We start from the raw sequence: 16151 nt of genomic DNA on the forward strand, positions 1-16151 counted from the left end.
GCTCCAACGTGCGACCGATGTCGACGCGGTGAAACCCTTTTGATGACGCCGACGGCAGGTTCTTCGCCCTGGTGAACCACGAGGAGCCAAAGCGAGGTTCCGCCGCTTCTCCCCGCGGTCGGCGCCTTCCCATTCTCCGCCACCCGCGGAACTCACAAGCCGGGCTGCCCCAGCGGCGGGCTTGTCGCAGGCAATGAACGCGAAGGGAACAGTGACATGTCCGAGGGCCTACTCAAACCCGATGTGTTGACCCACACCACCGACGCCGGTACCGGTCCGCCCGTCGGCGGTCAGCGCAGTACTGACGCCGACGAGCGGACCGGCTCGGGCGACCGGCTGACCGAGGCTCACCTCGCCGAACAGCAACGCTACTGGCTCGACCAGCTCGACAACCTTCCGGTGTTGCGGCTGCCGACCGACCGGCCACGGCCGGCCATGCCGAGCAAGGCGCGCACCACCGTCGAGTTCCGTGTGCCGACGGACGTCGTCAACAGGGTGAACGACCTGGCGGACAGAGCCGGCGGGACGCTGTTCACTGTCCTCCTCTCCGCGTCCCAGGTGCTCTTCTCCCGTTACGGCAAGCAGCAGGACATCCCTCTGGCCACCGTGGCGACCGGCCGCACACTCGATACGCCGGACGGTCGTTTCGACAATGTCGTCGTCCTGCGGTCGACAATCCAGCCGGACGACCCGTTCACGCGGCTGATCGAGCGGAACGTCCTGCTCGTCAAAGACGCGGCGGCCAACGCGGACCTGCCCTTCTCCCGGCTCGCGCACGAGCTGACACCCCACGGAACCGATGGCGGCTCTCCCCCGGCGCAGGTGCTGGTGGTACTGCGCGACGCCGACGTGATCGGGACACCTCAGCCGTTCGACCTCACGATCGACTTCCGGCCGACCGCTACGGGCGAGCTTGTCGGCACCCTCGCCTACGACCCGGGACTCTTCGAGACGGCCACCGTCCAGCGGTTGGCCCGGCACTTGGTGGTGCTGCTGACCGCCGCCGTGCGGGATCCCGCGAGGCCGGTGGGCGACCTTCCCCTGTTGGACGAGGGGGAGCGGCACACACTGTTCGATGAGTGGGGAGTCAACCATGTGGAGTTGCGGGCCTGGCCGTGCGTCCACGAGTTGGTCGGCAGGCGCGCCCAACTGGAGCCCGACGCGGTCGCGGTCGTCGCCGACACGGACATGGTGACGTACGGGCAGTTGGACACCAGGGCCAACCAACTCGCCAACCTCCTGGTGTCCGCCGGGGTTCGGAGGGGCGATGTCATCGCCGTGTGCCTGCCGCGCGGCCCGGGGCTGGTCACCGCACTTCTTGCCGTCCTTCGCGCCGGCTGCGCCTACTTGCCGCTCGACCCCGGGTACCCGACCGAGCGGCTGGGCTTCATGCTCGGCGACGCCGACGTGTCGGTGTGTGTGACGGAAGGGGCGCTGGTCGGGAAGTTGCGTGAGGCGACCGACGCCGACCTGATCCCGGTTGACGAACGGGAGCAGAACCTGGCCGCCCAGCCCACTGTGCCGCCGGCCATCCCGGTCTCCGGTCGTGACGGGGCGTACGTGATCTACACCTCGGGCTCGACCGGCAGGCCGAAGGGGACGGTGGTCGAGCACCGTTCGATCACCAGACTGCTCTGCGACGCCGACTACATCCGGCTGCGGCCTGATGACGTCGTCGCCCAAGGTGCCGACGCGACGTTCGACGCGGCGACCTTCGAGATCTGGGCGCCGCTGATCGCGGGCGCCCGGATGGTGGTCATCGACAAGGACACGATGCTCGACCCGATGGCGCTGACAGGCGCGCTGACTCGGCATCGCATCAGCACACTCGTGCTCACGACGGCGGTGTTCAACCAGGTCGTCGCCGCGCGGCCCGACGCGTTCAAAACGCTGCGCCACCTGCTCTTCGGTGGTGAGGCGGTCAATCCGGACCGGGTGGCGCAGGCATTGGCGGCGGGTCCACCGGAGCGCCTGATCCACGGTTACGGGCCCACCGAGACGACCACCTTCGCCACCTGGCACCTGGTGGAGCGGATCGACCGGCACCGCACGGTGCCCATCGGCCGTCCGGTCGTGAACACCGGCGTGCACGTGCTCGACGAACGGCTGAACCCGGTCCCGATGGGTATGGTCGGCGAGCTGTTCATCGGCGGGCCAGGGGTTGCGCGAGGCTATCTGGCTCGTCCGGGTCTTACCGCGGAACGCTTCCTGCCCGACGTCTTCGGCACGGCACCGGGAGACCGGCTGTACCGCACCGGCGATCTGGTGCGATGGTCGCCGGAGGGCGCTCTGGAGTACGTCGGCCGGATCGACCGCCAGGTCAAGGTCCGCGGCTTCCGGATCGAGCCGAACGAGATCGAGCTCGTACTCCAGCAGCACCCGGAGGTCGAAGCGGCCGTGGTGATCGCGCGCGACGACGGTGAGCACAAGCGCCTTGTCGGCTATGTCCGCCCCGAGCCGGGGCACCGCCCCGAGCCTGCCGCGCTGCGGGACTTCGTCGGGGACCGGCTCCCGGAGTTCATGGTGCCCGCGGTCGTCGTGCCGCTCGCCGAGTTCCCGCTCACCCCGAGCGGCAAGGTCGACCGTGCCGCGCTGCCGGCCCCGGAGCGTACCGCCGACTCCGAGAACTACGTCGCGCCGCGAACGGAGGACGAGCGCGTGCTCGCCGAGATCTGGGCCGATGTGCTCGACATCGAGCGCGTCGGGGTGACCGACAACTTCTACGAGCTGGGCGGCGACTCCATCCTCGGGATCAAGGTCGTCGCCAAGGCTCGGGCGGCGGGTGTGCCTGTCTCGCCCAAGGCCCTGTTCCGCTTCCAGACCATCGCCGGGCTGAGCGGCGAGGCGGCGGCCGACACCGCACCTGTTCACTGATCCTGCTGGTCACACATTCGCGGAGGACATTGTGCGCACACAAAGACCTGGCCTCAAGGGGCGTCTGGTCCCCGAGAACCGATACCTGTGGCGTGCGCGGCGCCCCGGGGCACGACACCGGATTCTCTGCTTCCCTCATGCGGGCGGCGGCGCCAACGCCTATTCGAGCTGGGCGCGCAGGCTGCCCGAGGACATCGAACTGGCGGCCGTGCAGCTGCCGGGCCGGCAGAACCGGATCGCCGAGGATCCGGCCACGGACGTCGGCCAACTCGTGAAGGAGATCGTCGCGGACCTGAACCCCGTGCTCACCGGACCGTTCTCCTTCTTCGGCCACTCGTGCGGGTCGTTGCTGGCCTTCGAGGTGGCGAGGGCGTTGCAGTTGCAGGGCGGCCCCTGCCCGACCCGGCTGTTCGTGTCCGCCCAGTCCACGCCCGAGGTGATCTGGGCCGGGCCGAAGCTGCACGACCTCCCGGAGCGGGAGTTCCACGCCGCCGTGCTCAGCCTCGGGGGATTCGACGAGGAGGTGAGCGCGGACCAGGAGGTCATGGACGAGTTGGTACCGGTCGTCCTCTCCGACTTCCAGCTCTGGGAGCGCCACCACGTCACCACCGTGCCGGCATTGGACTGCCCGATCACCGCGCTCGTCGGGCAGTCCGACTGGCGGGCGCCGCTGGAAACCGTTGTGGGGTGGAGCGAGTACACCTCGGCACCGTTCACGACCGAGATTTTCCCGGGCGGTCACTTCTATCTGAACGAGGAAGGCAACGACGTCCCGGGGTTTGTCGGTCAGACCCTGCTGGGGGCGTAGCACCGCTGCCGAACCGACCGACAAAGACGCTGCACGGGCGATCCGCCCGTGCAGCGTCTTTCGCTTGATACCGCGAGTGTGTTCAGCCGAGCATGGCGTCGTCCTGCAACAGCTCCACGCTCCGGGCGCTCGGGCGGAGCAGCGGTGCGACCAGCCGGGCCAGTTCCATCGCCTGCCCCCCGTTGAGGCGCGGGTCGCAGGCCGTCTCGTACCGCAGATGGAGATCCCGCTCGTGCACGGGGGCGCGGTCGTCCATGCATTCGGTCACGTCGCGGCTGGTCAACTCCAGGTGCAGGCCGCCCGGGTGGGTACCCAGCGCCCGGTGTACCTCGATGAACCCGTGGACCTCCGCCCAGATCGCCTCGAACCGACGGGTCTTGGTGCCGTCCGCGGCCGTGAAGGTGTTGCCGTGCATCGGATCGCACACCCAGGTCGCCGGTGAGCCTTGGGTGATCACCTCGTCGACGAGCGGCGGCAGCAGGTCGTGCACCGCCTTCGCGCCGAGGCGGGTGATGAACGTCAGCCGGCCCGGCTCCCGGTGCGGGTCGATCAGTTCGATCAGTTCCGCGATGTCCGCGCGGGTCGTGGTCGGCCCGATCTTGACCGCCACCGGGTTGCTCACACTGGCCGCGAAGGCCACGTGCGGCCCGTCGAGCTGTCGCGTCCGCTCACCGATCCACAGCAGATGACCGGACAGGCCGTACGTCCGGCCGGAGGCCGGGTCGACCCTGGTGAGTCCGGTCTCGTACGGCAGCAGCAACGCTTCGTGGCTGGTGAAGAAGTCGCCGCCGAGGTCGGTGAACAGCGCGTGGTTCCTGGTGCGAAGCCGCCGGATGTCGTTCAGGACGCTGTGCGCGGCCCGGTACGCGGCGAGCAGTCGCCGAGGGTTCGGGGTACGAGCCTCGGCGTCGAAGCGCAGGTCGTTCACCGCGTCGCCCCGGTAGGCGGGAAGTACCCGGTCACCCCTGGTCTCGGTGCCCATCGAGCGGGGTTTCGCGTACTGCCCGGCGAGCCTGCCGACGGTGAGCGACGGCAGCCCTGACTCGGAGGCCAGCACCGCGGCCATGTCCGCGAGGCAGCGCAGCTTCTCCCTTGTCGGCTCGATCAGCGGCCCCGCGAACAGCTCGGCGCAGTCGCCGCCCTGGAGCAGGAACGCCTCACCTCGGGCCACCGCGGCCAGGCGCAGCCGGAGCCCGTCGCACTCACCCGGTGGCACCAGCGCGGGCAGGCCGCCCAACGTGCGTACCACATCGGCCAGTTCGTCGGGGTCGGGCCAGTGCGGCTGCTGGTGCTCGACGGGTAAACGCAGTGGATCGGCACCGCTGAGCGCGGTGTTCGTCGCGGCGGTCACGACCGGCAGACCCGGAGGACGGCGGCCGCGACCTCGTCGCCGTTGTCCCCGAAGTAGGAGCGGTACACCTCCGCGATGTCGGCCTCCCGACCGGGCACGGTCTTCGGCCCGTTCGCCTGGAGGCGAGCCTGCTGGATACGCTGGGACACCTCACGACGCATCCGCAGCAAGCTGATGATGCCGAGGTCGAGGTTGTCGATGTCGGTACGCGCTTGGCCTGTGGACAGTCGGATGTCCAGTTCCGCCAGTGCTTCGGTCCCTGAGTCCAACACTCCTTGCCTCCTTGTGTTGTTGTGCTGTTGCCGCAGGTCAGATGTGTGCACGGTGCTCGGTCAGGGTGTCAGCAGCAGTTTGCCGATGGTGCGGCGCTGCTGGAGGTCCGCCTGTGCGGTGCCGGCGTCGGCCAGTGGGTAGAGCTGTCCGATGTGGACCTTGAGGTTGTCCCGGCGTACCCAGGAGAACACCGCGGCGCCCCGGGCCTGTAGTTCGTCGGAGGTCGCGATGAAGTCCGGGAGGTAGGGGCGGGTCAGCTTGATCGAGCCGCGTGTGCCGGTGCTCATGTCGATGGGCGGTATCTTGCCGCTGGACTGTCCGTAGAGGACGAAAGTGCCCCGTGGACGCAGCGAGGCGATGCTTCCCTCGAAGGTTGTCCTGCCGACCGCGTCGTAGACGACATCCACGCCGTCGCCGCCGGTGAGCCTACTGACCTCGGCGGCGAAATCGACCTCGGTGTAGCGGATGACCTCGTGCGCCCCTGTCCGCCGCGCCACCTCTTCCTTCGCCTCGTTGGACACGGTCCCGATGACGCGGACGCCGAGCGACCGCAGCACCTGGGTGAGCAGCAGTCCGACACCGCCCGCCGCGGCGTGCACCAGAGCCGTCTCACCGGGACGGGCGGAATGGCTGTCCTGGGTGAGCACGTGGACCGTGAGACCCTGCAACAGCACGGCCGCGGCCTGTTCCGCGCTCACCCCATCGGGCACCCGGATGACGCGGTGGGCGGGCAGTACGACCTGTTCGGCGTAGGCGCCGGGCACCGGCACGTCGGCCGTGGCCACCAGGTCACCGACCGCGAGGCCGGTGACGTCCGCCCCGACCGCGGCCACGGTCCCCGCCAGCTCACGTCCGGGGACGTAGGGCAGCTCGCGTGGATAGAGGCCGCTCCGTTCATAGGTTTCGTGATAGTTGACGCCGATGGCGGCGACGTCGACGAGCACATCACCGGGACCGGCGACCGGCGTGGCCCAGTCGGTCGGTATGAGTACCTCGGGACCGCCGTGCCGGTATACCGCGACCGCACGCATTGCGGCCTCCTTCTCGGGTGTTGGGGCTGGAGCCGCGTCAGGCAGGGGTTGCCCGGTCGCGAGATGCTCTGGTGCGGTCGGCCGCAGGGCGCCGGCTCGGCCTCGTAGGGGCTACTCGGCCGGTCGGGCGACGCGGCGGACGGCCGTACCGGGGCGGCGAGCGGGGTGAACGTTGCCTGACGCGGCACTAGATGGTGCCGACCTCGTCGATGATGTTCGGCAGTCGCTCGCCGGCCCGGACACGCCGCAGGACGTCCTGCTCGGTGCGTCCCGTGGCCGCGGCCGCGGCCAGCACCTCGTGCAGCCGTGCCGCCGGCACCACCACCGTGCCGTTGCCGTCGGAGAACACCCAGTCGCCCGTGTGCACCGGCACGTGGTTGACCAGGCATGTGCTGCCGGCCGACTCGACGCGGTACGCGCCCTGGGTGTCGGTCGGGACGAAGTTGCTCGCGACGACCGGACGGGTGCTCTGCTCGACGACGTCCCGGTCGCGGATGGCGCCGCCCAGCACGATCCCCTCGAAACGCAGCTGTTCGAGCAGATAGGTCGTGGACAGCCCGCCCGCGAGAGCGGCGTCGGTGACGAGCGGGCCCGAGCCCGCGACGTAGACCATTCCCCGCCCGTCGGCGACGTCGGGTACCAGGAAGTCACGGACTTCGTGCCAGGTGCTCGGCGAGGAGGCGACGATGCTCGGGCCCTTGCGCACCGCCACCCAACTGACCGTGTAGGCGGCGCCGAAGAACATCCGGTCGTCACCTGACACACGGTGCAGCCGCGAGTCCAGCACGCGGTTGGTGATGCCCAACGCGTCGAGCACGTCCGCGATCGTGGCGGTGGAGATACCGTGCTCATGCGCCGTTTTCGCGACCAGGCTGTAGGTTTCGTCGAGCGGTGCCCCGGTGCCGGCCCGCCGGACGTCGGTGCCTGCGGTCACAGTGTGATTCCGTGCGGTGTGTGAATGCTGAAGCCCATCTGCACCGGGCCGAAGTCTTCGAGGATGCCCAGATGGTTCGCCTCGGCCGCGACACTGGTCGTGATGCACGCGTCCGCTCCACCGGTGGAGCACTCCAGCGCGGCGGCGGCGTTGCTCGTCACGAACCGGACGTCGTAGCCGCGATCCTCAATGAGGCCGATCGGCGCGGGGTGGCTCAGCACCGTCCGTATCGGACTCCGGTCGCGTGCGGCGAACACCATTCGATGGGTCGGCATCATGAAGCATTCATGCAACGACATCGACCCGAGATTCCGGAAGACGATCTCGTTCAGCTTCGGATAGACGACACAGCCGAGAAGTACACTGTCGTCCGGACTTGCCATAACGCCGTCGACAGCGCTCTCAAGCGTGTCGTACAGCACCACGTTGCCCGGCTTGTAGCCCCGCTCCTGAAGATAGTAGTGCGCGGCGGCTTCGCAGTTTGTTCCAGTCGGTCCCAGCGTATGGACCCGCAACTGGAGATCATTGTTGGACATGAATTCTCCCATCACCTCAGAGTCGGTAATCTTCGCGCACCGGGTGGAATATATCGATTCCACGAGCGGCGGTCCGCGCATGCGCCGAGTGCTCGACACCGCCGGGGATGACCACGGATTCACGCGGCCCGAGTACAAGGACCTCTCCGCCGACCGTCACCTCGAACGTGCCCTCCAGGCAGTGCACGATCTGCTCGTGCGGGTGCTGGTGGATCGGCACGTCGCCGCCCTGGTCGAATTCCCACAGGGTGACGGTCATCGAGTCGCCGTGAATGAATTCGACCCGCCCCTTCGGGAACATGTCGGCAATCACAGACGTGCCCGGACGGTGCTTCTTCGCCGTCATTCTATTGCTCCTTCGACCGATGAGCCGCAATGCGGCCTGAATGAACGGGGACTCACCCCGATGCGATCGGACAATACCGGTTCCGCCGGGAATCCGGCCGCGAGTGCCTCCCATTTATTTACGATGGGAGCGTACCGCCGGGTGTCCCGGCGACAGGACAACCGGCAGGCTTCCGGCGATCATGATCCGGCTATTCAGAGGCCGTTGGCATGCATTCCTTGACAGCCTTGGCGATCGTGTTCATAAGCTACGGAAGCCGCGCTCGGCGGTCGATTTGCACTTTTTGACTTCCAGCTCCGCCAGGGCGTCGCCCGGGTATCTACCGAGAGTGCCGCACACATTGTTGAGGGAGACACCGTGGAAGGAGGGACCGTGGGACAACTGGGCGCCAATACTGAAGTCGGCGCACGATCTTTTCCGGAATTGTTCGACCACTGGGTGATGGTGGCGCCCGACGCGGTGGCCGTGGAGTCCGCCACCGGGTCGTTGACATACCGGGAGTTGGACGAACGAGCCGACCGGGTGGCGCGTGGGCTGCTCGCGGCCGGAGTGCGGGCCGAATCCGTGGTCGCCGTCGCCCTGCGCAGGTCGGTGGACTGGGTGACGGCGATCCTCGGGGTGCTCCGCGCGGGTGCGGCGTACCTCCCGCTGGACACCGCCCACCCGGCCGAGCGCCTCGCGTACATGGCCGACGGGTCCGGTTGCGCACTCGTGTTGGCGGACAAATCCACCCTTGCGGAGCTGCCTGGAATGGCGGCGCCGGCCCTCTGCCTCGACGACCTGGACGGGGACGTTCCGGTACCGGGGTTCCCGCGGCCGGCGCAGAGTGCCTACGTCCTCTACACCTCGGGTTCGACCGGCCGGCCGAAAGGCGTGGTCGTCACCCACAGCGGATTCGCGGGACTCGTCGCGGCGCACGCCGACCGGCTCGGCGTCGCCCGGGGCAGCAGGGTGCTCCAGTACGCCTCCCCGGGTTTCGACGCCTCGGTCTGGGAACTGTGCATGGCCCTGCTCTCCGGCGCGACGCTGGTGCTCGCGGACGACGCGGATCTCGCCCCCGGCCGCCCGCTTGCGGGGACTCTCGCGACCCGGGCGGTCACCCATGTGACGCTGCCGCCGCCCGTGCTGGCCACGCTCGAGGCCGACGCGATGCCCACGGTCGAGTGCCTGGTGGTCGCCGGGGACGCGACCACACCGAATCTCGTCGAGGCCTGGGCCGGCCCCCGGAAGATGATCAACGCCTATGGGCCGACCGAGACCACCGTGTGCGCCACCATGAGCGACCCGCTGGTCGCCGACGGCCGGATGCCGACCATCGGCCGGGCCATCACGGGAGCACAGGTACAGGTCCTGGACGCCGCGCTGTGCCCGGTCCCGCCGGACACCGTCGGCGAGCTGTACGTATCCGGCCCCCTGCTGGCCCGTGGCTACCTGGGCAGGCCGGGGGAGACCGCGGCGCGGTTCGTCCCGGACGCGTCGGGCCCGCCCGGCGCCCGGATGTACCGCACCGGGGACCTGGCGGCCCGCTCGGCGGACGGCACGCTCGTGTTCCACGGCCGGGCCGACACCCAGGTCAAGATCCACGGCGTACGGATCGAGACCCACGAGGTGGCGGCCGTGCTCGCCGCGCACCCCGGCGTCGCCGACGCGGTGGTCGTCGCCCGCGACACGCGGTCGAGCAAGCAACTCGTCGGATACGTCGTGCCGCGGCGGCGCGCGGAGAGGTCGACCAGCGCGCTGAGCGACTCCTACGGCGCCCTCGCGCTGGAGCCGGCCTTCTCGTCGGGCGACCTCCGCGCGTTCGCGGCGCGACTGCTCCCCGCGTCGATGATCCCGTCGGCGTTCGTTGCGCTGGACCGGATTCCCCTCACCCCCAACGGGAAGCCCGATCTCGAGGCGCTGCCGGAGCCCCGGCTGCGGCAGGTGCCGTACCAGGCGCCACGCGACGAGACGGAGGCGGTACTCGCCCAGCTGTTCGCCGAGGTGCTCGGGCTCGAACAGGTGGGCGTCGACGACGACTTCTTCGCCATCGGCGGCGACAGCATCCAGTCGATCCAGGCGGTCTCGCGCGTACGGGAGTACGGCATCCACATCAGTGCTCGGGAGATCTTCGAGCGGCGGACGGTGGCGGCCCTGGCCGAGATCGCGGCGACGCGATCGCCGGTGACACCAGTGGCCGCACTGGCCGAACTCGACGGCGGCGGAACCGGATCGATGCCGTTGCTGCCGGTCGCACAGTGGATTCGAGGCTGGGGCCCGGGCTTCGACCGCTTCCTCCAGGCGATGGTGGTGTCCCTGCCCGAGGGGATCGACGAGGAAGGCCTGACCACGACCCTCACGACCGTGCTGGACCACCACGACATGCTGCGCGCGCGCCTGGCGGGAGACGAGATCGTGGTGGCACCCGCCGGTACGGTTCCGGCCGTCGTCGACCGGGTCGACGGCATCGACGAGTCCGACCCCGCATGGCCCCGGGCGGTGGCGCGGGAGCTGGACAGGGTGGCGGCGAGCCTGGACCCGTCCTCGGGGGCCGTCGCCCGTTTCGTCTGGTTCGACGGCCGGCCGGGGAGGCTGCTGGTGGTTCTGCACCACCTTGTGGTCGACGGTGTCTCCTGGCGCATCCTTCAGTCCGACCTCGCCAGTGCGTGGGCCGCCGTCGACGGCGGACGGAGATCACCTCTGCCCGAGGTGCGTACCTCGATGCGCAGATGGGCTCACGCGCTGGCCGACGAGGCCCACAACCCGCTGCGGCTGGCCGAACTGCCGCTGTGGCGGTCGATCCTGGCCGGACCGGACCCCCTCCTCGGCGCGCGTCGACTGGACCCGTCCGTCGATGTGGTCGGCACCCTGGTCGAGGTTCCGGTGACCGTGCCGGTCCCGGTCACCGAGGCGCTGCTGACCACCGTGCCTTCGGCGTTCCGTGGTGAGGTGATGGACGGACTGCTCGCCGCGCTGGCGCTGGCGCTCACCGCGCGGCGGCAGGCCGGGAGCGATACCGAGTCGTCCGTGCTGATCCGGCTGGAGGGACACGGCCGCGAGGAGAGCGCGGTACCGGGAGCCGACCTGTCGCGGACGGTGGGGTGGTTCACCACCGCGTACCCGATTCGCCTCGATCTCGCCGGCATCGACGTCGCCGACGCGCTTGCCGGCGGTCCGGCCGCGGACCGGGCCGTCATGCTGGCCAAGCGGCGCCTGCGGGCGATCCCCGAGAAGGGCATCGGCTACGGGCTGCTGCGCCACCTCAACGACGACACCGCGCCGATGCTCGCCGAGTATCCGATGGCCCAGGTGGGCTTCAACTACCTCGGCCGCTTCGCCTCGGCGGACACCGGTGCCTGGAACCGGCTCGACGTGGCCCAGCTCGACCAGCTGGACTCCGGCCAGGACCCGACGATGCCGGCGCCCGCCGAGCTGGACATCAACGCGAGCCTTGTCGACACGGATCAGGGGCCGCGACTGCGCGCGGTGTTCACCGCGCCCTCGGGTGTGCTGGCCCGCCGGGAGGTGGCGGAGATCGCCGGCCTGTGGAGTACGGCACTGGAGGCGTTGACACGTCGCGCGGCCGACCCGGCCGCCCGCGGGCTGGTGCCCTCGGACGTACCACTGGTGCCGGTCACGCAGTCGGACCTGGACGGGTGGGCCGATCGGCACCCGAACCTGTCCGACGTCTGGCCGTTGACACCGCTTCAGTCGGGGCTGCTGTTCCACAGCATGGAGGTCGGCTCGGGCTTCGACGCCTACCAGGTGCAGTACGTGCTCGGGCTGTCGGGGCCGATCGATCCGGCGCGGATGCGCGCGGCCGGGCAGCGACTGCTCGCACGCCACGCGGGCCTGCGGTCGGCGTTCGCCCCCGACGGCAGCGGGGAGATGGTCCAGCTCGTCCTCGCCGACGCCGAGCTGCCGTGGCGTGTGATCGATCTCGGTGACTCGGACGAGACGACGCGCGCGACCGCGCTTGAACAACTGCTCGCCGACGACCTCCGAGAGCACTTCGACCCCGCGGTGGCGCCGATGCTGCGGATGACGCTGCTCCGCAGCGGACCCGAGGCGGCGGACCTTGTGCTGACCGCGCACCACGTGGTCGTCGACGGCTGGTCGATTCCGCTCATCGTACGAGAGTTGCTGCTGCACTACGGTTCCGACCCTTCGCGGCTGCCGAAGGTGCGCAGCCAGAGGGACTTCATCGAGTGGCGGGCCCGGCAGGACGTGAACGAGTCCGTGGCCGCGTGGGCGCGTGAACTGGACGGGGTCGACGGGCCGACGCTGATCGGCGGCGGGAGCCGTACCGGCGGCGAGGGCGTCGGGCAGGTGGACGTGCCGCTCGCGGTGGCGGAGTCCGAGGCGGTCACCACGTGTGCCGCGCGGCTCGGGGTGACGGTGAACACCCTCATCCAGACGGCGTGGGCGCTGATGCTGTCCAGGATGACAGGCCGGCGGGACGTCCTGTTCGGAGCCGTCGTCTCCGGACGTCCGCCCTCCGTGCCCGGGGTCGACGCGATCGTGGGCATGTTGCTCAACACGGTGCCGGTCCGCCTGGACTGCGACCCCGCCAAGTCGGTGTCCGAACTGGTCGTCGACCTTCAGCGTAGGCAGGCCACGCTGCTGGATCACCATCACCACTCACTCAGCGCGATGCACCAGGCGTCCGGCGTGAGCGCGCTGTTCGACACGGTGGTCGGGTTCCAGTCGTTCCCACTCGACCGGACCGGCATCGCCGCCGCGGGCCACGAGGCCGGACTGGAGGTGCTGGGGATCCGCTCCTTGACCGTGAGCCACTATCCGCTGGCGCTCATGGTGTTCGCCGAGCCCGACCGTCCGCTGCGCCCCTGCGTGCAGTACCGGCGAGACGGGTTCGGCCGGGACGCGGCGGTCGACATCGCGGCCATGTTCGCCCGGATCCTGCGCCGGATCGCGGACGACCCGGCGATGCCCGCAGGCACCCTGGACGTCCTCCCCGAGGCCGGGCGGACGATCCCGGACGCTGAGGATCCCGCACCCGTCGGAACGACGGTCCCCGCGCTGCTGGCCGCGCGGCTGGCGCGGACACCGGACGCCGTCGCCGTCTCGTGCGACGGGGATTCGCTCACCTACCGGGAGCTCGACCACAGGGCCACCGAGATGGCGGGTGCGCTCGTCGACCGGGGTGTCGTCCCGGAGACCACCGTGTCGATCCGGCTGCCGCGGTCGCTCGACGCGGTGATCGCACTGGTCGCGGTCCTGCGCGCGGGCGGCTGTCTTGTGCCCGAGTACGACGACGCGGACCTGGTGCTCACCGGCCTGGCCGCGCCGGCGGTGGAAGCGGGCGCACCGAACCCGGTACACCCGAACCGGGTCGCCGCGCTGCTGCCGAGCTGGGGACACCTGGACGGCCGCCGCACCGCGGCGGTCAGCCATGCCGCACTCGCCGCGCGCGTCGAACATTCCGCGCCCGAAACGCGCCTGCTCACCAGTCTCACCGGGGACTTCGGGCTGCGGCTGGTCGACGTACTCGGCGCGCTGTGCGTCGGCGGCGGTGTCGAGATCCTCGCCGACCCCGGCCAGGAGGACGCCCCGGCGAAAGGCTCGGTCGCGTACGCCGCGAGCGAGACCGGCTGTACGACCACGTCCTCGCCGGACGCCGACGGGCAGGTGTCCGACGCTGTCGCCGTGGGCGCCCCGCTGCCGGGCGTCGGTCTCTACGTGCTCGACCACACCCTCCAGCCGTCGCCGCCGGGAGCCGTCGGCGAACTCTACGTCGCCGGCCCGGCGCTCGGCCTCGGCTACCACGGTCGGCCCGCCACCACCGCGGCGTGGTTCGTCCCGGACCCGTTCCGCGAGGGCGCGTCCCGTATGTTCCGCACCGGCGAGCTGGTGCGCCGCGGAAGGAACGGCGGGCTGGAGCGCGTCGGACGCGCCGACCGACAGGTGACGGTGCGCGGCGTACGGATCAGCCTGCCCCTGGTCGAATCGGCTCTGGCCGAGCACCCCGAGGTGGTCGAGGTCGCCGCGGTGGCGGGGATCGAGGACGGTCTCCCGTGCGTGACCGCCTATGTGGTGGGCGCCGGTGTGGACACCGGGGAACTGGCCGGGTTCGCGGCGGACCGGCTGCCGGGCTGCGTGGTCCCGGACGCCGTCGTCCTCCTGACGTACCTCCCCCGGCTGCCGAACGGCAGGGTCGACACGTCCGCGTTGTCCTCGGTGGACCGCGCGGAGCGCGCCCGTCGAGAACCGCGCGATCCGCAAGAGGCCGCGCTGTGCGCGCTGTTCGCGGAAGTACTCGAGGTCGACGACATCGACATCGACGACGACTTCTTCGAACTGGGAGGGTCGTCGCTGGAGGCGACCCGACTCAGCAGCCGTATCCGCAAGGAACTCGGCGTCACCGTCTCGATCCGGACCATCTTCCAGTCCTCCGCCGTCGTCGATCTGGCGCGCGCGGTCAAGGAAGCCAGTGGGTCCACCAGGCCAGGTCTGCGCCGGATGAACAGGAATGGCGAATCGTGAACCCACTGTCGTCTGTGAACCCGCTCCGTCGCGCACGCGCCACAAGGCGTCCGCGATGAACGACACGTACGACGTCGTCGTGGTGGGCGCCCGCGTCGCCGGATCTCCGACCGCCATGCTTCTCGCGCGTGCCGGATACCGGGTCCTGCTCCTGGAACGCGGGCGTTTCCCCCAGGACACACTGTCCACCCTGCTCATCCACCAGCCCGGGGTCGCGCTGCTCAAACGGTGGGGTGTGCTGCCGGGTGTGGTCGCCACCGGGTGCCCGCCGATCGACCGGGCCAGCTACACCGTGGCCGATGTCCGGCTGGACGGATGTTCCTGGCCCGTCGACGGGGTGCGGACCGCGTTCGCACCCCGTCGGTACCTCCTCGACTCGGTCCTGGCGCAGGCCGCGGTCGACTCGGGCGCCGAGTTCCGCGACGAGTCCACCGTGCGCGACGTGACGTTCGTCAATGACCGGGTGACCGGGGTTCGGGTGCGGTCGGGCGGAACCGAGTACACGGTGCGGGCCACCCTGGTCGTCGGCGCGGACGGGATGCGGTCCACCGTGGCCGCCAAGGTCGGCGCGCCGGTCGAGTTCGAGGACCCCAAGCTGACATGTGCCTACTACACGTACTGGTCGGACCTGCCGCAGCGGTTCCGGCTGCACGAGGCGCCGGGGAGTTGGGTCGGGACAATCCCGACCAACGACGGAGCGACGCTGGTCGGTGCGTACTTCCCCCAGGATCGGTTCGGGCAGGTACGCGCGGACGGACTCGGGGAGTTGCTCGGCGCCGTCGAAGCCATCGCCCCGGAGCTGCGTGAGCAGATGGCCGGCGGCCGTATGCTCGAACGTCTGCACGGCACGGGGGGCCAGCGCAACTTCTTCCGCAAGGCGGCCGGCCCCGGATGGGTGCTGGTGGGAGATGCCGGGCATCACAAGGATTCCATCACCGCACGGGGCATCACGGATGCCTTCCGCCAGGTTCAGCTGCTGGTCGACTGCGTCGGCGACGGACTGCACGACCCGCGGCGGCTCGGCCGGGCCCTCGCCGGGTTCGCCTCGCAGCGCCATGACATGCTCATAACGGACTACCGCAACACGCTCACCACCGCCGGGCTGTCGGCCAGCAAGCACCAGATCGAGTTGCTCCGGGTGATCGCCGGCAGCGCGGAACTCACCGATCGCTACTTCTCGGCGATGTCGGGCGCCTGTCCGGCGGACGAGTTCGTCACGCCCGAGCTGCTCGACCTCCTCGCGTCGAAGTGACGGGGCGCAGCGGCGTCTGAGCACGGACCGCCACGGCGGGGTTCGGCCGCGACGCGGTCCGCACCCCGCCGTGGCGTTCTCGCCCGTACCGGCCCGGGCCTGTTCGGCGGATCTCCTGCCGCACGGGACCGGGCTCACCCTCGTCCACGGCCAGGCCCTGGACAGTGACGTGACGACCGACCACCCGGACCTGCCGGCCGAGAACCACGACGGGGGAATCTCCGTCGTCGCCCGACAACGCGAACGCGTCGTCTCCTCGGGCC

Annotated in this window: 10 protein-coding genes; 4 read left to right on the forward strand and 6 right to left on the reverse strand. The window is 70.2% G+C overall.

Annotated elements, in window-relative coordinates:
• Positions 1-216 precede the first annotated feature (216 nt).
• Together ACFWU9_RS16920 and ACFWU9_RS16925 are read left to right on the forward strand one after the other, a co-directional pair.
• A complete protein-coding gene (locus tag ACFWU9_RS16920; RefSeq protein WP_384318969.1) occupies positions 217-2874 on the forward strand; it encodes an amino acid adenylation domain-containing protein in 2658 nt (885 codons plus the stop codon).
• A 31-nt stretch (positions 2875-2905) separates the two neighbouring features.
• A complete protein-coding gene (locus tag ACFWU9_RS16925; protein ID WP_384318971.1) occupies positions 2906-3682 on the forward strand; it encodes a thioesterase II family protein in 777 nt (258 codons plus the stop codon).
• Positions 3683-3764: 82 nt separating this feature from the next.
• On the opposite strand, the gene ACFWU9_RS16930 is transcribed toward ACFWU9_RS16925, so the two are convergent.
• From ACFWU9_RS16930 to ACFWU9_RS16955, 6 genes are all read right to left on the reverse strand, one after another.
• Positions 3765-4991, reverse strand: coding sequence for a 3-deoxy-7-phosphoheptulonate synthase (locus ACFWU9_RS16930; RefSeq protein ID WP_384319047.1), 1227 nt, complete (start codon positions 4989-4991; stop codon positions 3765-3767).
• A 38-nt stretch (positions 4992-5029) separates the two neighbouring features.
• On the reverse strand, positions 5030-5305 hold the full coding sequence (locus ACFWU9_RS16935; RefSeq protein WP_384318973.1) for a chorismate mutase: 276 nt from the start codon (positions 5303-5305) through the stop codon (positions 5030-5032).
• Between the two features lie 60 nt (positions 5306-5365).
• Positions 5366-6337 (reverse strand): quinone oxidoreductase family protein, encoded by a 972-nt coding sequence (locus ACFWU9_RS16940; RefSeq protein ID WP_384318975.1) that lies wholly within the window; start codon positions 6335-6337, stop codon positions 5366-5368.
• Between the two features lie 187 nt (positions 6338-6524).
• On the reverse strand, positions 6525-7271 hold the full coding sequence (locus tag ACFWU9_RS16945) for an RraA family protein (protein ID WP_384318977.1): 747 nt from the start codon (positions 7269-7271) through the stop codon (positions 6525-6527).
• The gene (locus tag ACFWU9_RS16950; protein ID WP_384318979.1) at positions 7268-7807 is read right to left on the reverse strand and encodes a bacilysin biosynthesis protein BacA; all 540 of its coding nucleotides are present in this window, start codon (positions 7805-7807) and stop codon (positions 7268-7270) included. Before ACFWU9_RS16950 ends, ACFWU9_RS16945 begins: the two co-directional genes overlap by 4 nt.
• Before the next feature lie 16 nt (positions 7808-7823).
• Complete coding sequence (locus tag ACFWU9_RS16955) at positions 7824-8153, reverse strand: cupin domain-containing protein (protein WP_384318981.1); 330 nt, start codon at positions 8151-8153, stop codon at positions 7824-7826.
• 372 nt (positions 8154-8525) lie between these two features.
• Between ACFWU9_RS16955 and ACFWU9_RS16960 the strand changes: the two genes are divergently transcribed.
• Both ACFWU9_RS16960 and ACFWU9_RS16965 read left to right on the forward strand, forming a co-directional pair.
• Positions 8526-14636 (forward strand): amino acid adenylation domain-containing protein, encoded by a 6111-nt coding sequence (locus ACFWU9_RS16960; protein WP_384318983.1) that lies wholly within the window; start codon positions 8526-8528, stop codon positions 14634-14636.
• A gap of 55 nt (positions 14637-14691) precedes the next feature.
• Entirely contained in the window at positions 14692-15888 is a 1197-nt protein-coding gene (locus tag ACFWU9_RS16965; RefSeq protein WP_384318985.1) for an NAD(P)/FAD-dependent oxidoreductase, read from the forward strand.
• The last annotated feature ends 263 nt before the right edge of the window (positions 15889-16151 follow it).

Source organism: Streptomyces sp. NPDC058653, assembly GCF_042716895.1.
In the GTDB taxonomy this organism is placed as follows: Bacteria; Actinomycetota; Actinomycetes; order Streptomycetales; family Streptomycetaceae; genus Streptomyces.